Source organism: Microbacterium sp. SORGH_AS_0862, from assembly GCF_030818795.1.
In the GTDB taxonomy this organism is placed as follows: domain Bacteria; phylum Actinomycetota; class Actinomycetes; order Actinomycetales; family Microbacteriaceae; genus Microbacterium.
Genome location: NZ_JAUTAY010000001.1, coordinates 3,115,628 through 3,131,676 on the forward strand (window position 1 = coordinate 3,115,628; position 16,049 = coordinate 3,131,676).

The window sequence follows — 16,049 nt, forward strand, 5'->3', positions numbered from 1 at the left end:
GGAGCGACAGTGAGGGATAGCAGATGAGCCGTCGATGGCGTCGCCGTGAGCCCGCCTCGGTTTGGGATTGCCGCGGGCGTGGGCTAAGCTCTTCTCTTGGCGCTACTTCGGTAGAAGCCGGTGGGGTATGGTGTAATTGGCAACACGGCTGATTCTGGTTCAGTTGTTCTTGGTTCGAGTCCAGGTACCCCAGCAAGACACATAGCCCCGGAAATCCGCATCAGAGCGGACCGCCGGGGCTCTTGCTTTGTGGGGGTGGTGCCATCGCTCCCGCTCCGTGAGCCTCGCCGTTTCCCGCAGCGGTGCCCGTTAGGCTGGCGGGGTGGCTGGCGTGACGAGGCGGACCGGGGGAGCGCGATGAGCTCGCCCGCTGTTGGCGCCCGCGCGGCGGACGGAGTCTTCGACGGTCTCCGCGAAGAGATCGTCACCGGCCGACTCGCCGTGGGAGAGAGGCTCCCCTCGGAAGCGGCCCTCGCCGAGCGCTACGGCGTGAGCCGTCCCAGTGTGCGCGAGGCCATCCGCTCGCTCCAGACGCTCGGCCTCACCCGCACTCGAACGGGCAGCGGCACCTACGTGGTGTCGGACCGCCCGGCCCTCTCCCTCGGGTACGGCGACTTCTCGCCGCGCGACCTCAGCGAGGCTCGACCGCACATCGAGGTGCCGGCCGCGGGCCTCGCCGCCGAGCGACGCACCGACGAACAGCGCGCAGAGCTCGTGGCGCTGTGCGATCGCATGGACGCCACGACCGACCCGGAGGAGTGGGTCGAGCTCGACTCGCGCTTCCACCTGCTCGTGGCCGAGGCGTCCGGCAACGCGGTGTTCGCCCGCGCCGTCGGCGACATCCGTGATGCCCTCAGCCACCAGTCCGGCGTCGTGAACCTCATCGCGGATCGTCGTGAGCCTTCCTCCCGCGAGCACAGGGCGATCGCCGAGGCGATCGGCATCGGATCGGCCATCGAGGCGCGCGAGGCGATGCGCGCGCACCTCGGCGCGGTCGAACGCGTCGTCAGCCCGCTGTCGGAACCAGCTTCTCGGGACTGAGCGCCGCAGCCAGGACGTCCGCATCCAGCAGTCCACGTTCGAGCACGACTTCGGGCACCGAACGTCCCGACAGCAGGGCCTCCCCGGCGACCTCTGTCGCGGCGCGGTAGCCGATCAGCGGGTTGAGCGCGGTCGCCAGTCCGATCGAGTCGGTCACGCGGGCGGCCATCACCTCCGGACGAGCCTGGATGCCGCTCACGCACCGCTCGGCGAGCAGCCGGCACGCCGCGGTCAGGTGCGCGATGCTCTGCGACAGCGCGCGCACGATGACCGGCTCGAACGCATTCAACTGCAGCTGTCCGGCCTCGGCGGCCAGGGTGACAGCGAGATCGTCGGCGATGACGGTGTACGCGACCTGCGTGACCATCTCGGGGATGACGGGGGTTCACCTTGCCCGGCATGATGCTCGACCCCGCCTGCAGGGCGGGCAGGGTGATCTCGCCGAGCCCCGCGCGGGGCCCCGACGACAGCAGGCGCAGGTCGTTGCACGTCTTCGAGAGCTTCACGGCGATGCGCTTGAGCATGCCCGACAGGTGGACGAACGCGCCTGGATCCTGCGTGGCCTCGACGAGATCCGTCGCGGGCGTGAAAGGCCGACCCGTCAGCTCAGCGAGGTGCCGCACGGCCAGCGGGCCGTAGCCGGCAGGTGCGTTCAAGCCGGTGCCGATCGCCGTCGCGCCGAGGTTCACCTCGAGCAGCAGTCGCGCCGACTCGCGAAGTCGCTGCCGATCCTCGTCGAGCATGACCGCGAACGCGCCGAACTCCTGCCCGAGGGTCATCGGCACCGCATCCTGCAACTGCGTCCGCCCGATCTTCACGAAACCGGCGAAATCTGCGGCCTTCGCGGCGAAGGCGTCGTGCAGGACGCCCATCGCCGCATCCAGTCCGTCGACGCCCTCGACGAGCGCGACGTCGATCGCCGTCGGGTAGGCGTCGTTGGTCGACTGGCTCAGGTTGACATGGTCGTTCGGGTGCAGGTGCGAGTACTCGCCCTTGGCGTGACCGAGGATCTGCAAGGCCCGGTTGGCGATGACCTCGTTCGCGTTCATGTTGGTCGACGTGCCCGCTCCGCCCTGGATGACGTCGACGACGAACTGGTCCGCGAGCGCGCCGCGTCGGATCTCGCGGCAGGCAGCCGCGATGGCGTCGGCGCGCACCGGATCGAGCAGGCCGAGGTCGCGGTTGGCGAGGGCTGCAGCCTCCTTCACGAACGCGAGCCCGCGCAGGAGGAACGGATACGTGCCGATCGGCACACCGGTCACCGGGAAGTTGTCCCGGGCGCGGGCCGTGTGGACACCCCAGTAGGCGTCGTGGGGGATCTCGGCGGGTCCGAGGAGGTCGTACTCGATGCGGGTCGTCGTCATGTCGCTCTCTTCCTTGAGGTGGACGAACGGCGCCAACCTATCAGACAGATTTGACATCTTCACGGCCTGGACTTGACGATGATGCCCGTCCGGGTGTTCAGTGGTCCCCGACCTGTCAGGCAGATAGCACATCCTCCTCCTCGCGGCGACGGAGCCGACGAGACCAGAAAGCGAGAACCCATGACAACGGAGTCGAGCACGTCGCGGACGGAGGCCGCGCTGCTGCGCACGGCCTCGATCGCCCAGGCCGAAGGCGCGGGCTTCCACAAGGGTCTGCGTCCACGCCAGATCCAGATGATCGCCATCGGCGGTGCAATCGGAACGGGCCTGTTCATGGGCGCCGGCGGCCGACTCGCGACGGCGGGACCGGCGCTCGTGCTCGTCTACGCGGTCTGCGCGGTGTTCGCCTTCCTCGTGATGCGCGCACTCGGTGAACTGATCGTGCACCGCCCCTCCACGGGCTCCTTCGTGTCGTACGCCCGTGAGTTCTACGGCGAGAAGATGGCGTTCGCCGCCGGCTGGATGTACTGGCTCAACTGGGCGATGACCTCGGTCGCCGACGTCACCGCCGTCGCGCTGTACATGAACTTCTTCAAGCAGTACGTCCCCGCGCTCGTCGGCATCCCGCAGTGGGTGTTCGCGCTCGTCGCGCTCGTGCTCGTGCTCACGATGAACCTGCTCTCGGTGAAGGTCTTCGGCGAGCTCGAGTTCTGGTTCGCGATCATCAAGGTCGCCGCCCTCGTCACCTTCCTCGTCGTCGGCATCTTCTTCGTCGTCACCGGCACTCCCGTCGCGGGGAGCACCCCCGGCTTCCACCTGATCGTCGACAACGGGGGAGTCTTCCCGAACGGTATCCTCCCCGCCCTCATCGTGGTGCAGGGCGTCGTGTTCGCCTACGCGTCGATCGAGCTCGTCGGCACCGCCGCGGGCGAGACCGAGAACGCGCGCAAGATCATGCCGAAGGCGATCCGTGCCGTCGTGTTCCGCCTCGCCGTCTTCTACGTCGGCTCCGTCCTGCTGTTCGCGCTCCTCCTTCCGTTCTCCAGCTACAAGGCCGGTGAGAGCCCCTTCGTCACCTTCTTCGGGTCGATCGGCGTGCAGGGAGCCGACGTCATCATGAACCTCGTCGTGCTGACAGCAGTGGTCTCGTCCCTGAACGCCGGCCTGTACTCCACCGGCCGCATCCTGCACTCGATGGCCGTCACGGGCTCCGCGCCGGCCCCTCTCAAGCGGATGAACCGGGCCGGCGTTCCCTACATGGGCATCGCGGTCACCGCGGTCGTCACCGCTCTCGGCGTCGTGCTCAACGCGCTCGTCCCGTCGCAGGCGTTCGAGATCGCCCTGAACGTCTCCGCCCTCGGCATCATCAGCGCCTGGGCGGTCATCATCCTCTGCCAGATCAAGCTCCAGCGCCTGTCGCGCACCGGCGTCATGGAACGCCCGTCCTTCCGGATGCCGGGAGCTCCCTACACCGGCTGGGTCACCCTCGTGTTCCTCGCTGCGGTCATCGTCCTCATGGCGCTCGACTTCCCGATCGGCACCTTCACGGTCGGGTCGCTCGTCGTGATCGTGCCTGCCCTCATCGGGGGCTGGTTCCTGCTGCGCGACCGCATCCGGATGCTGGCCGCCGAGCAGACCGGCACGATCGCCGCACTGCAGCGCACGGACGAGGGCGGCGCGTGAGCGAAGGTCACCTCGTCGTCATCGCGACCGGCGGCACCATCGCGAGCCGCCGGTCGCCGGACGGATCGAGCGCTCCCGTCCTCGTCGGGAGCGCTCTGCTCGACGGTCTCGTCGATGGGGACGACGTCCGTATCGTCGACGCGTTGGCGGCCGACTCGGCCACCTTCACGCTCGCCGACATGCAGTACATCGTCGACCAGGTCGCCCGCGCCGTCGACGACGAGGGCGTGCGCGGAGTGCTCGTCCTGCACGGGACGGACTCGCTCGAGGAGACCTCATTGCTGGCCGCGATTCAGGTCGGACGGCCACGGGTTCCCGTGGTCTTCACCGGTGCACAGTTCACGGCCGACCACCCGGACTCGGACGGGCCCGACAACATCCGCGACGCCCTGGCTGCGACCCGCGCGGCGGACGCCGGCGTCTGGGTGGCGTTCGGAGGCCGCATCCTCTCGACGTGGGGTCTGTCGAAGTTCACCACCGACCGCGCCGATGCCTTCGGTCACGCGCGACAAGACGCCGCGGTCGTGCCGCGCCTGCCCGGCGACGTGTCTCGGTTCCGGGTCGACATCGTCGCGCTGCCTCCGGGCGCCGATGACCTGCACGTCCGCGCGAGTGTCGCGGCCGGAGCCGATGGGCTCGTCCTCGAGGCGCTCGGGTCGGGCAACACCACCCCGACGGTCGTCGCCGCGGTCCGCGACGCGGTGGCGGGCGGCATCCCCGTCGTCGTCTCGAGCCGTGTTCCGCGGGGTCTTGTCGTCGCCTCATACGGCGGAGGCGGAGGCGGCGCCGACCTCGCCGAGGCGGGCGCCCTGCATTCGCCGACCCTGCGCCCGGGGCAGGTCCGCATCCTGCTGGCTGCGCTGTTGGCGAGCGGTGCCGACCGCGACCTCATCGCCGCCGCGGTCACGGGGCGTGCGCCGGTTCAGCCTTCGGACGCCAGCACCGCGTCCAGCGTCTGAAGACGCTGCGCCGGGGACCCGGTCACCTCCACCACCCGTGTCTGGCCGACGATGTCGGGGTCATCGACCAGTTCGAGCAGGACGTCGTTCGTCGCCTCCCGCAGAGCGAGATGCTCGTCGATGGGCACCTGGATCGCCTCCGTTGATGTGAGGGGCAGGACGACCAGGAGATTCACAGCGCTCAGCGCCTCGGCGGTACGGTCGGTGGCCAGCCTCAGGACGTCCTCGTCCACGGGATGCGCGGTGAGGTCCGCGAGTGCGAGCAGGTACGCAAGGAAGTCCAGCGGGCCGCGCTCGGCGATGACATCACGGGCAAGGCTGTCCGCAGTGAGTCGCTCTGCCGAGATCCGAAGCTGCGCGGCGAACATGCCCGCCCGCGGGGCGTCGTCCGACTCGTCCATCGACTCGAACGGGTCTGTCAGCACAGTGAAGTGCGGATGCCGCGCGGTGAAGTCCGAGATGAGGGTGCTCTTGCCACTGGCGTGAGTGCCGGACACGACGATGCGCACGAGTCGAAGCTATCTCGCCCCGGGCACTTACCGGAGCACGGAGTCCTGTGGCAAGACGCGTGAGGCGATGCGAGCCGACGGTCAGAATGGCAGGGTGCGCAACAACACGCGTGAGGCACTCGTCCGGGAACTGGACCTTCGCAAGGAGGCTTTTCGTGTGTCGGCAGGCAACACCGAGGTCGAGATGGCGGTGTGGGAGGCGGCGGCGAAGCTACCCGAGTGGTTCATCGTCAACCGTGGGACGCCCGAAGACCCGACGCCTGCGGATTTCAGTTCGACGGCGTCGGCACGCTCATTGGGGTCTACAGCACCGCGGAGCGCGCGGCGGAAGCGGCGGGAACAGACACAACGCTGCTCGCCGTCCCGCTGCTGCAGGCGCTCGACTGGCTCGCCTCCTTCGCGCAGGCCGGTGTCGCCGGGATCGTGCTGGACTCACCGGGACCGTGGACGTCGCTGGCGAACCAGCGCCTCTTCCAGCAGTGGATTCCGCAGAGACGTGATTCACCGGATGCGATCGTGATCGCTCCTCGCGTGCAGGCCGTGGCCGATGCCTGCACCGCAGCGCAAGACGACGCGACCTACGCCGCGGTCGTCCGAGAGATCGCGGACGCCGAGCTGTTCGTGGTTCTCGACCCGACGGGCGACGGCGCCAGGCCTGCCAGCATCGTGAACGGCCGGGGCGAGCGCGTCCTGTTGGCATTCACCGATTCGGAACGGGTCGACGCGATCTACGCGGGCAAGGAGATCACCGTGGTCCCGCGCTCCGGGCGCGAGATCCTGCGACTCCTCGGCGGGGCGTTCGACGTGCTGGTGCTCGACCCGCAGCATCCGTCGTCGTTCGCGTTGACGCCCGAGCGGATCGGCGACGACGTCAGCTGACAACCCGTCGGTCACCCTAGATGAGTGCTGTTCGCCTTCGCGGGCCCCTCGTCGTCGCGGAGACGGCTCCGGCGGTGCGGCGTCGATCAATGGGTCGACGAGCGGCTGTATCGCCGCTCGGAGAGCTGGCGCTCCGCTGACCGGAGGAGCTCCGTCGTTGTCGCGAGGCGGTCGGCGTCCGCGGGAATGTCGGATAGCAGGCTCGCCCACGTGTGACGGACCCGGAGCAGGTTCTCGCTCGCTCTGGCGGTGGCGGTCACGCGTACGGTGCGCCGGTCCGCGGGATCGGGATCTCTGCGGATGAGCCCTTTTCGCTCCAGCTCTCGTAGCGCGGCGCTGGCATTGCTGCTCTTCAGTGACAGTTCGGCGGCGAACTCAGATGAGGTGAGGCCCGGGCGGCGGTCGATGTGCTGCATGGCCAATGCCTCGAGCGGCGTCAGGGGGATGGCATCCGACGCCTCGGACGTCTGCGCGTGGATCTTGCGCGCGACGCTCAGGACGACGTCGGCGAGGTCTGCGAGCGCGTTCTCTCTGCGCACGTCGACCGCGGCGGAGCCGGCAGCCTGCGAATCGAGATCGGCCTGTGGGGTCATCGTTCGAACCTCCTTGTGATGCTGCTATCATTACATACCTATTGTTAGATAGCTAACTGATGAAGGGGCTCACATGGTGGCTGTGGCAGAACAAACGGGTACGGGATCGGTGCGGACAGCGGGCATGCGATCCGCGGTGCGCACGCCCCTGCTGCTCACGCTCGCGCTCCTGGCCGCCGTCGCGCCGTTCGGCACCGACCTCTATCTCTCTGCGTTCCCCGCGATGACCATCGACTTGGGGACCACGGCCGCGGGCGTGCAGCTCTCCCTCACGGCCTTTCTGATCGGCGCCGGCGTGGGGCAGCTCGTCTTCGGGCCCCTCTCCGACCGCGTGGGGCGTTACGCGCCCCTTCTCGCAGGGCTTCTCATCTACGTCGCCGCGAGCGTCGCGGCGACGTTGGCTCCGACGATCGCCCTTCTCGTCATTGCTCGTTTCGTGCAGGGGCTCGCTGGCTCCGCCGGGATGGTCATCGGCCGCGCGATCATCGCCGACCTCGCAAAGGGAACGGAGGCCGCTCGAGCGATGGCACTCATGATGCTCGTGGGCGGTATCGCGCCGATCGTCGCGCCGTTCGCGGGAAGCGTTCTGGCCGCCCCGCTCGGGTGGCGTGGATTGCTCGGGATCGTGGCGGCCCTCGGGGTCGTCGCCCTTCCGCTCGTTCTCCTGTTCGTGCGGGAGACTCACCCCCGTGGCGTCCGTCATGCGATGCGAACGGATTCTTCCGCGCCGGCCGGACGCCTGCTGTCGCGCCGCTACATCGGCTATGCCTGCGCCTACGCCTTCGCATTCGCGACGATGATGGCGTACATCTCGGCCTCGCCCTTCGTCTATCAGACGATGATGGGATTCGACGAGGTACAGTACGGCCTCGCCTTCGCGGTCAATGCACTCGCTCTCACCGTATCCAGCGTCATCGGTAGTCGCCTCACCCATCGCATCCCTCTCCCGCGGCTGCTGCGGATCGGCCTGCTTTGGAACCTCGCTGCGATTCTCGTGCTGCTGATCCTCGTGGTCGTGGGCGTTCCCGCGATCTGGCTCGCCGCACCGATCCTCGCCGCCGTGTGCTCGCTCGGCTTCGTGATGGGCAACGCCACGGCCCTCGCTCTGGAGGCCGCGCACGGGCGCGCCGGCTCCGGCTCCGCAGGGCTCGGCTTCCTCCAGTTCACTCTCGCCGGCCTCGTCTCACCGCTCGTCGGCATCGGCGGAGAAGAGAGCGCACTGCCCCTCGCGCTCACCATGCTCGTGGCGTCCGTGGTGGCGAACGCGGCATTCCTCATCGCACAGCGAGCGGATGCTGCGGGAGCAGCGGTGACGGTGTGAGGGCTGCGCGGCTGCGGGGCCCGTCGCCGGCCGCATCGGCCAGGTGACGCCGCGGAGCGCTCCCACCCGCATCCGTTCCGTCATTCTCCGCGGCTGCTCAATCCCCGCTTCCGATACGTCCCGGGAGGGCAGCCGTGCGCGCGCGTGAACGCGCGGCTGAAGGAGGCGGAGTCGGCGTAGCCGAGGCGTCGGGCGACCTGTGTCGCGTGTGCGCCCTCACGGAGCAGTTGCCGCGCCCAGGCCATTCGCATGCGTGAGCGCCAGGACGGCAGGTTCGTCCCTGTCAGCGCGTCGATCGCGCCGCGCAGATCCGCCGGCTCGATACCCATGCGAGCTGCGAGCTGCTCGGTCGATGCGTCGTTCGAGGGCTCGTGGGAGAGCTCGTCGAGCAGCGCGTAAGTGGCGCGGGTCACATCACTGTGCGTGGCAGGCGCCTCCTGCAGTCCGAGCGCTGCCTCGAGCGCGCGCCGAGCGTCGCCGCCATCGTACGGAGTGACCTCGGTGTACGCCCACGCCGCCAGGCGGAGAAGCGGCGCCGTGGCGGACTCGTCCACGCGCGCGATGATGCCGCCTGCCATGGGGAGACCGCCCGGCAGCCATCCGAGTGGGATGACCGCGGACCCTTCCTGCGTGCAGTACTTCACCGAACGGCCCGCGGGCAGACACACGATGTCGCCGGCGGTCAGTACCACGGTCTCCTCGTCGATCGTGAGCTCGGCTCCGCCTGCGGCAACCCAGCAGACCACGTGATACCCGTTCCGCTGGGGGCCGAGCGCGTCCGTGCCGACAGGGACGTTTGCGCGGGGCGTCGGGGCGGGATCGAGTAGTCGGCTCGGGGGAAACCCCCATTCGCGCCGGAAGGCGCGAGCGAAGGCCTGGGGAGTTGTGTAGGCGGTCGCTGCCAGTCCCGCCGAGACTCGACCAGTGCGGCGGACCTGCTCAGCGGCTGCGGCGAGCGTGCGTCGTGCACGCCATCGCGTGGGCGTCCATCCCGTCTCCGACCGGAATCCTCGGGTCACGGCGCTTTCGCTGAGACCATGGTCGCCGGCGACCCGCGTGAGCGTGGCTGCGGGATCCGCGAGGAGGGCTTCGGCGACTCGGCGCAGCTCGCTCGATCGCGGCATGCGCGGCGGTGCGAGATCGATGATCGGCCGGTCGAGAGCCTGCAGCAGCGTGGATGCCGGGACGTCGTCGCCATGGAGGAGACCCAGGCTCCGTGTGAAGAGCGAGAGGAGCAGTCGTCGCCCTGCGGAGGTGAGAGGAACAGTGAAGGGATGTGCCGGCCCGGCTGTCGGATCCGCGTTGTGCGCGCGTATGGGCAAGATGCAGCCACCCTCCGTCCCGCGGACCGTTGCGCGCTCGTCGCCGGGGAGCCACAGCGCTTCACCGGCGAGGAGCCTGAAGTGAGACGCGGCGGTCGCAATGTGCGCGCTTCCGGTTACGGCCCACACCACGACGGGTACACCTGCGTCGAGCACGGTTCGCGTCGGACCGGACGGAAGGGCGTCGAGATCGAGGGGGAGGAGGGAGGACAAGAATCTGCCGATCTGGGTTCATCACGTCGAGTAAGGCAACCCTAACCTGATGCGAGGAGCGCCCGAGCTCTCCGGCCTCCGGTGCCTCGCGCGGCGCCGTCCCGATCTCCCGCCGGCCATCCGGTCATCAGGAAGGAACCCATGTCTTCACTCGCGTCCGCACGTCGCCTGGCGACATTGCCCATCGCTCTGGCGGCCACCGCCCTGATCGCTCTGACCGCGTGCGCCGCGGAACCGACAGCACCCCCGGCAGATGCCGACAGGGCGTCGCAGGCGAGCCAGTCCTGGCCCCGGGTGTTCGACAACGCCGACGGTTCCACGACCGAGATCCCCGAGCAGCCGCAGCGAGTGCTCTCGACCGCGGTCTCGGTGACAGGAACACTGCTGGCTATCGAAGCTCCTGTGGTGGCGAGCGGTTCGCAGGTGGGCGGCGTCTGGTTCGACCAATGGGCCGACATCGCCGAGGAGCGCGACGTCGAGAACCTCTGGAGCGTGGGCGAGTTCGACCTCGAGGCGGTGATGTCCGCCGCTCCCGACCTGATCGTCGTCGCGACAAGCGGGCGTGATGCGCTCACCGATCAGGTGAGTGACCTGCAGTCGATCGCCCCGACCATCGTCGTCGACTACGGGGCGCAGACCTGGCAGGATCTCGCCGTCGAGCTGGGCGAGGCGACCGGTCTGGAGGAGGAGGCGGAAGCCGCGATCTCCGACTTCGACGATCTCGTCGACGACACAGCCGCATCCATCACGGTTCCCGAGGGGACGGCGAACGTGATCTCGTTCAACGGCCCGGGCCAGGACAACCCGGTCGCGAGGAAGGGCGGCTCCCACGCAGACCTGCTGGAGTCCCTCGGCTTCACGATCGAGGACCCGGATCCGTCCTGGCACACGCAGGCGCAGGAGCGCGCGGATTTCGTGTGGGCGACCTACGAGAACCTCCTTCAGCTGACGAGCAGCACGACCTTCATCCTCTCGACGGACGACAACGGAGCGCAGGCATTCGCTGAGGACCCCGTGCTCGCGAATCTTCCGTCGGTTTGCCGCCGGCCGCGTGTTCGGCCTGGGGCTCAACTCCTTCCGCATGGACCCTTACAGCTCGCGAGAGATCGTCGAGCACGTGAAGGAACTGTTCTCCTGAAGCCGTTCGGTCGGCCTCGCTCCCGGGCGAGGCCGACCGGTTTCGACCTACCGCGACACCCACCATGACCACTGACATCCACTCCGCGCGCGCGCCCGGGCGCGCGACACCCCGACGCGCGGGCGCCGTCACGGTCGCCGTCCTCCTCGGCGTCCTCGTCCTGATCGCGCTCAGCTCGATCGTGGGCGTGCGCATGCTCGCACCGGGCGACCTCGTTGGAGCGGCGCTCGCCTTCGACCCCACGAACGATGCCCATCTCCTCCTGCTGAGCCGGCGGCTGCCCAGGGCAGCGCTCGCGGTGCTGGTGGGTGCCGCGCTGGGCGCGGCCGGCGTCGTGATGCAATCCCTGACCCGCAATCCGATCGCCGAGCCCGGTCTGCTCGGAGTGAATGCCGGCGCGGCCGTCGCCGTAGCCGTGTCCATCGCGGTCGTGGGGATCGTCGCCCCCTTCGCGTACTTCGCCGCTGCGCTGGTGGGCGCCGCGCTCGCCGGCGCTCTGGTTATGCTGCTGGGCGGTGTGCGCCGAGGTTCTGATCCCGTCCGGCTCGTCCTCGCCGGAGCCGCTCTGTCCGTCGTTCTCGGTGCCCTCGCCCAGATCGTGATCGTCAACGGCGACGATCTGGTGTTCGACCGGTTCCGTGCCTGGGCGGTGGGTTCGTTGGCCGGGCGGGACGCGGACGTCCTGTGGCCCGCGATGATCCTGATCTGTGCGGGGCTGCTGGTGGCGCTTCTGCTGTCGCGGATGTTGGACGCCGTCTCCCTCGGCACGGAGACGGCGCGTTCTCTAGGGGCTCGTCCGTCCCTCGTCTGGACCTGCTCGGGGCTCGCGATCGTCCTGCTCGCGGGCGGTGCGACGGCGGCGGCGGGGCCGATCGCCTTCGTCGGTCTCACCGCCCCTTACGTCGCTCGTCGGCTGGTGGGGTCGGAGCACCGACGAGTGCTGGCGCTCGCCATGCTGCTCGGTGCGGCGCTTGTTCTCTTCGCAGACATCCTGGGCAGGGTCGTGGCTCCCCCCGGTGAGGTAGGGGTCGGCATCATGGTCGCGATCCTCGGCGGGCCCTTCTTCGTCGCGCTCGTGCGGCGCCGTCGACTGGCTCCGCTATGAGAGAGGTCACCGCGCTCCGGGCGCCGGGAGGGCGCCACGTCGTCAGGTTTGGGCGGTGGGCACTCCTCGTGCGTCCGCGCACCGTCCTCGTCACGTCTTCGCTTGTGGTCATCGCACTGTTCGCCGCGGCATTCGCCATGACGGTGGGGCGCTTCCCCGTTCCGTGGGATGCGGTTCTGCCCGCCGTCTTCGGCATCGGCGAGGACCCGGTGGCCGTACGCGCCGTGCAGGGCGTCCGGCTGCCGCGTGTGGTCAGCGCCATCGCAGCGGGCGCCGCGCTGGGCGTCTCCGGCGCCCTCTTCCAGTCGCTCGCGCGCAACGCGCTCGGGTCGCCCGATGTCATCGGATTCACCACCGGCGCGGCGACGGGAGCGCTCGTTCAGATCGTTCTGTTCGGCGCACAGCCGAGCCAGGTCGCGATCGGGACAGTCATCGGAGGCGCGGTGACGGCCGGACTGGTGCTCGTCCTGGCGCGGCGAGGGGGCGGCGTGACGGGGCGTCAGCTCATCCTCGTCGGCATCGGGATCGGTGCGATCGCGTCGGCTGTGAACGGTCTGCTCCTCGTGCGCGGCACGATCGACGCATCCAGCCAGGCCAACCTGTGGCTGTCCGGCTCGCTCGATGCTCGTCAATGGAGCCATGCGCTGCCCGTGCTCGGTGCGGTGGCGATCCTGCTCCCGATCGTCGTCGTGCTCGCACGCCGAGCCGGTCTCATGGAGCTGGGCGATGACATCGCCGCTCAGCTCGGCGTGCACGTCGAGCGGACACGCTTCGCGCTCATCGTCTGCGCTGTCGCCCTCGCCGCTGCGGCGACGGCGGCGGTCGGTCCGATCGCGTTCATCGCGTTGTCCGCACCGCAACTGGCGCGGCGGCTGCTGCGCGCCGATGCGCCTCCGATCGTTGCGGCCGCAGCGATGGGGGCGGTGCTGCTGCTTTGCGCAGACCTCGTCACTCAACTGATGCCGGTGGGCTTCGCCGTGCCGGTCGGACGGATGACGGGCGTCGTGGGCGGCGTGTATCTGCTTTGGCTGTTGCTGCCCCGTCGCGGGGCCGCTCAAGGGAGGGGATGGCGTTGACGCAGAACTCGCTGGAAGCGCGAGAACTCACGCTCGGCTACCACGAACACACGATCATCGAAGCGCTCGACGTCCTCATTCCGGAGGGCCGCGTGACGGTGATCGTCGGAGCGAATGCCTGCGGCAAATCGACGCTGCTGCGCGGTCTCGCACGCCTGCTCGTTCCGGCATCGGGGCGGGTCCTGCTCGGCGGCGAGGACGTTCGTCGCATGCCGCCGAAGGTGCTCGCGCGGAGGGTGGGCTTCTTGCCCCAGACCGCATCCGCGCCCGATGGCGTCACCGTCGCCGAGCTCGTCGCACGCGGACGCTTTCCGCATCAGCGTCTGCTCCAGCAGTGGTCGCCGGAGGACGCGGCGGCGGTGAACGCCGCCATGCGTGCCACGGGTGTGAGCGGGTTGCGTGAGCGCGCGGTCGATGAACTGTCGGGGGGACAGCGCCAGCGGGTATGGATCGCGATGCTCTTGGCGCAGCAGACACCGGTCATGCTGCTGGATGAACCGACCACGTACCTCGATATCGCGCACCAGATGGAGGTGCTGGAACTCTGCCGTCGGCTCAACCGCGACGAAGCGCGGACCGTCGTCCTGGTGCTGCACGATCTCGATCAGGCATGCCGCTACGCCGACCACCTGATCGTGATGCGTGAGGGGCGGATCCTCAGCAGCGGCTCTCCCGCGGATGTGATGACCGAACAGGTGCTCGCGGAGGCTTTCGGGCTCCGCGCGCTCGTGCAGCCCCATCCCGTCACGGGGACACCGATGGTGGTGCCGATCGCTCCGCTGGACTCGACGGAACGGGAGAGTGTCGCATGAGCCTGTTCACGGGATTCTCGGCGGCGCCGACCTGGATGCGCGGTGAGGCGTGGCGCCGGCCCGACTCACGAGTGGAAGAGCTCTTCTCGGGCGCTCCGATCGTCGATGCCGTGGTGATGGCGGAGGCGGCGGGTTTCGACGTCGCGTTCCGACCGGACGCTCTGACCCTCCCCGTGGACAGCGTCGGGCGCGACCCCGCCCACTTGGGGCTGGACCCGATCGTGCAGATGGCGCAGCTGGCGATAGCGACGCGAACGATCGGATTGATCGCAACGGTCTCGGCGACGTTCGCCGAGCCGTATGCGGTCGCGCGCCAGCTGGTCTCCCTCGAGCACCTCGCACCGGGGCGGATCGGTTGGAACGTCGTCACCTCGCGAAGCGGCGATACGCAGTTCTCAGCGTCGAGGCCACCGAGCTCATCGGAGCGATGGCGACGTGCCGAGGAGTTCATCGACGTCGTCGAGTCGCTGCGGCGCGGATTCCCCGCGGACGCCTTCGTCGCGGATCGTGACGCGTCGTTGCTGGTGGACATCGAGCGAGTGCGACCCAGCGATCACGTCGGTGCGCACTTCCGCGTGGCAGGACCGTTGCCGCTGCCGGTGCCGTCCGAGCAAGCCCTGCCGCTCATGGTGGCAGGCGGGGGAGAAGCGACGGTGTCATTGGCGGGGCGGCGGGCCGATGCGTTCTTCGCCGCGGCGATCGAAGCCGTGGACGCCGCGACGCAGCGCGCCGCGATCCAGGACGCGGCGGTCGCAGCGGGTCGGACAGAGCGTCCGCGCCTGCTCCCCGGCCTCAGCCTTCTGCTCGCCGACACGCGCGAGGAAGCCGCCGCGATCGAGCGCGCCACGTACCCGTCGGATGGCCGGCGACGCGCGGTCGGGCCGCATTGGTCCGTGGTGGGAACCGCCTCGGATGCCGTCGCCGCGATCGCCGCGCGAGCCCGTGCGGGCGTCATCGACGGCTTCATCGCCTTCCCGGTGGGTTCGTGGCGTTCCGTCGAACTGCTGTGCGCATCCGTCATGCCACGGCTTCGCGAACTCGGGCTCGTGGCCGTCACGCCCACCGCGCACTTTCGTCCACACGAGGTGCGCTCCTCGCGCACAGAAGGAACAGAATGAGCAGAGCGTCAGGCGAAGAGGATGCGGAACGTGACCTGCGGGGTACACGGATCGAGGTGGTGCCCACACTCGGTCGGCGTCTGCTCCGTGTGGTGAGCGCGCGCCATCTCGCTCCCCGTTATCGCCGGATCACCTTCCGGGCGGAGGATCTGCACGACGGCTTTCCCTTCCGCGCCTTCGCGCCGACCGACCACGTCAAGCTGTTCTTCCCCGATCCGGCGAGCGGTCGGCTCGCCGTTCCGGTGGTCACGGACCGCGGATGGCACGTACCGCCGGAGCTCGGCACGCCGATCTTCCGTGACTACACGGTGCGCGGATACGAGCGGGAGGCGGGAGAGCTCACGATCGATTTCGTCGTGCACCCGCACGGCATCGCAGGCTCGTGGGCCGCGCGTGCGCGACCCGGGGACGAGATCGGCCAGCTCGGGCCGCGCGGGAACATCCTCTTTCCCACGGATTACCCGCACTATCTGGCGGCGGGAGATGAAACCGCGCTGCCGGCGATCATGCGTGTCCTCGAGGAGGCGCCGATCGGCTCTCGGGTCACCGCAGTGGTGGAGGTGGACGGTGCCGCTGACGAACAGCCGCTGGACGTCCGGGACGGGGTCGACGCGGACATCCGCTGGGTGCACCGTCACGGGGCGCGCGCCGTCGGCGGAGCCTGGTCGCCGCTCGAAGCCGCCATCAGATCCGTGCCCCTGCCCGACTCGGAACCCGCGTTCGTCTTCGTCGCGGGCGAAGCGACGGTGCTGACACCCATACGCCGTTACCTGCGGCGAGAGTTGGGCCTGGCGAAGGAACGCGTGGACGTCGACGGGTACTGGAAGCAGGGGGTCACCAATCTGGATCATCACGCTGAGATCGACGACGACTCGTAAGTCGGCGGACGCATCGCCGACGCACGGCCAACGCATAC

The 16,049-nt window shown here is 69.2% G+C and carries 14 protein-coding genes, 1 tRNA gene and 2 pseudogenes; 12 read left to right on the forward strand and 5 right to left on the reverse strand.

Annotation, left to right across the window (positions count from 1 at the left end; all coding sequences use genetic code 11):
- Positions 1-121: 121 nt before the first annotated feature.
- Both QE377_RS15310 and QE377_RS15315 read left to right on the forward strand, forming a co-directional pair.
- Positions 122-193, forward strand: a tRNA-Gln gene (locus QE377_RS15310).
- Between the two features lie 164 nt (positions 194-357).
- Complete coding sequence (locus QE377_RS15315; RefSeq protein ID WP_307324903.1) at positions 358-1,041, forward strand: FadR/GntR family transcriptional regulator; 684 nt, start codon at positions 358-360, stop codon at positions 1,039-1,041.
- On the opposite strand, the pseudogene QE377_RS15320 reads toward QE377_RS15315, so the two are convergent.
- Positions 1,007-2,405, reverse strand: a pseudogene (locus QE377_RS15320) (aspartate ammonia-lyase). The gene QE377_RS15315 and the pseudogene QE377_RS15320 overlap by 35 nt on opposite strands.
- A gap of 180 nt (positions 2,406-2,585) precedes the next feature.
- Here QE377_RS15320 and QE377_RS15325 point away from each other — a divergent pair.
- Both QE377_RS15325 and QE377_RS15330 read left to right on the forward strand, forming a co-directional pair.
- Positions 2,586-4,088: an amino acid permease gene (locus QE377_RS15325; protein WP_307324907.1), complete on the forward strand. Its 1,503-nt coding sequence runs from the start codon at positions 2,586-2,588 to the stop codon at positions 4,086-4,088.
- Complete coding sequence (locus QE377_RS15330; RefSeq protein ID WP_307324909.1) at positions 4,085-5,047, forward strand: asparaginase domain-containing protein; 963 nt, start codon at positions 4,085-4,087, stop codon at positions 5,045-5,047. Before QE377_RS15325 ends, QE377_RS15330 begins: the two co-directional genes overlap by 4 nt.
- Here the strand turns inward: QE377_RS15330 and QE377_RS15335 are convergent.
- Positions 5,011-5,556, reverse strand: a complete 546-nt coding sequence (locus QE377_RS15335) for an AAA family ATPase (RefSeq protein WP_307324913.1) — start codon at positions 5,554-5,556, stop codon at positions 5,011-5,013. The genes QE377_RS15330 and QE377_RS15335 overlap by 37 nt on opposite strands.
- A 219-nt stretch (positions 5,557-5,775) precedes the next feature.
- Between QE377_RS15335 and QE377_RS15340 the strand changes: the two genes are divergently transcribed.
- Complete coding sequence (locus tag QE377_RS15340) at positions 5,776-6,435, forward strand: SseB family protein (RefSeq protein ID WP_307324916.1); 660 nt, start codon at positions 5,776-5,778, stop codon at positions 6,433-6,435.
- An 86-nt stretch (positions 6,436-6,521) separates the two neighbouring features.
- Here QE377_RS15340 and QE377_RS15345 read toward each other — a convergent pair whose 3' ends face one another.
- Positions 6,522-7,028: a MarR family winged helix-turn-helix transcriptional regulator gene (locus QE377_RS15345; RefSeq protein ID WP_307324918.1), complete on the reverse strand. Its 507-nt coding sequence runs from the start codon at positions 7,026-7,028 to the stop codon at positions 6,522-6,524.
- A 124-nt stretch (positions 7,029-7,152) separates the two neighbouring features.
- On the opposite strand from QE377_RS15345, the gene QE377_RS15350 reads away from it, so the two are divergent.
- Complete coding sequence (locus tag QE377_RS15350; RefSeq protein WP_307324921.1) at positions 7,153-8,349, forward strand: multidrug effflux MFS transporter; 1,197 nt, start codon at positions 7,153-7,155, stop codon at positions 8,347-8,349.
- 80 nt (positions 8,350-8,429) lie between these two features.
- Here the strand turns inward: QE377_RS15350 and QE377_RS15355 are convergent, their stop codons facing one another.
- Positions 8,430-9,095, reverse strand: a complete 666-nt coding sequence (locus QE377_RS15355) for an AraC family transcriptional regulator (protein ID WP_307324924.1) — start codon at positions 9,093-9,095, stop codon at positions 8,430-8,432.
- 90 nt (positions 9,096-9,185) lie between these two features.
- Positions 9,186-9,473, reverse strand: a pseudogene (locus QE377_RS17400) (helix-turn-helix domain-containing protein); the annotation flags it as partial.
- 552 nt (positions 9,474-10,025) lie between these two features.
- Here QE377_RS17400 and fepB point away from each other — a divergent pair.
- The 6 genes from fepB to QE377_RS15385 all read left to right on the forward strand — a co-directional run bounded on the left by fepB (position 10,026) and on the right by QE377_RS15385 (position 16,011).
- Positions 10,026-11,090, forward strand: coding sequence for a Fe2+-enterobactin ABC transporter substrate-binding protein (fepB, locus tag QE377_RS15360; RefSeq protein ID WP_307324926.1), 1,065 nt, complete (start codon positions 10,026-10,028; stop codon positions 11,088-11,090).
- On the forward strand, positions 11,087-12,127 hold the full coding sequence (locus tag QE377_RS15365; protein ID WP_307324928.1) for an iron ABC transporter permease: 1,041 nt from the start codon (positions 11,087-11,089) through the stop codon (positions 12,125-12,127). The genes fepB and QE377_RS15365 overlap by 4 nt, the downstream gene beginning before the upstream one ends.
- A gap of 68 nt (positions 12,128-12,195) precedes the next feature.
- Positions 12,196-13,203, forward strand: coding sequence for an iron chelate uptake ABC transporter family permease subunit (locus QE377_RS15370; RefSeq protein WP_307324931.1), 1,008 nt, complete (start codon positions 12,196-12,198; stop codon positions 13,201-13,203).
- Positions 13,194-14,015, forward strand: a complete 822-nt coding sequence (locus QE377_RS15375; protein ID WP_307324934.1) for an ABC transporter ATP-binding protein — start codon at positions 13,194-13,196, stop codon at positions 14,013-14,015. The genes QE377_RS15370 and QE377_RS15375 overlap by 10 nt, the downstream gene beginning before the upstream one ends.
- A complete protein-coding gene (locus QE377_RS15380; RefSeq protein ID WP_307324937.1) occupies positions 14,012-15,133 on the forward strand; it encodes an LLM class flavin-dependent oxidoreductase in 1,122 nt (373 codons plus the stop codon). The genes QE377_RS15375 and QE377_RS15380 overlap by 4 nt, the downstream gene beginning before the upstream one ends.
- On the forward strand, positions 15,130-16,011 hold the full coding sequence (locus QE377_RS15385; protein WP_307324939.1) for a siderophore-interacting protein: 882 nt from the start codon (positions 15,130-15,132) through the stop codon (positions 16,009-16,011). Before QE377_RS15380 ends, QE377_RS15385 begins: the two co-directional genes overlap by 4 nt.
- Positions 16,012-16,049: the final 38 nt, after the last annotated feature.

Coding starts and splice junctions, on each gene's coding strand:
- QE377_RS15315 (WP_307324903.1), top strand. CDS start 358: ATGAGCTCGCCCGCTGTTGGCGCCCGCGCGGCGGACGGAGTCTTCGAC.
- QE377_RS15325 (WP_307324907.1), top strand. CDS start 2,586: ATGACAACGGAGTCGAGCACGTCGCGGACGGAGGCCGCGCTGCTGCGC.
- QE377_RS15345 (WP_307324918.1), bottom strand. CDS start 7,028: ATGACCCCACAGGCCGATCTCGATTCGCAGGCTGCCGGCTCCGCCGCG.
- QE377_RS15350 (WP_307324921.1), top strand. CDS start 7,153: ATGCGATCCGCGGTGCGCACGCCCCTGCTGCTCACGCTCGCGCTCCTG.
- fepB (WP_307324926.1), top strand. CDS start 10,026: ATGTCTTCACTCGCGTCCGCACGTCGCCTGGCGACATTGCCCATCGCT.
- QE377_RS15365 (WP_307324928.1), top strand. CDS start 11,087: ATGACCACTGACATCCACTCCGCGCGCGCGCCCGGGCGCGCGACACCC.
- QE377_RS15375 (WP_307324934.1), top strand. CDS start 13,194: ATGGCGTTGACGCAGAACTCGCTGGAAGCGCGAGAACTCACGCTCGGC.
- QE377_RS15380 (WP_307324937.1), top strand. CDS start 14,012: ATGAGCCTGTTCACGGGATTCTCGGCGGCGCCGACCTGGATGCGCGGT.
- QE377_RS15385 (WP_307324939.1), top strand. CDS start 15,130: ATGAGCAGAGCGTCAGGCGAAGAGGATGCGGAACGTGACCTGCGGGGT.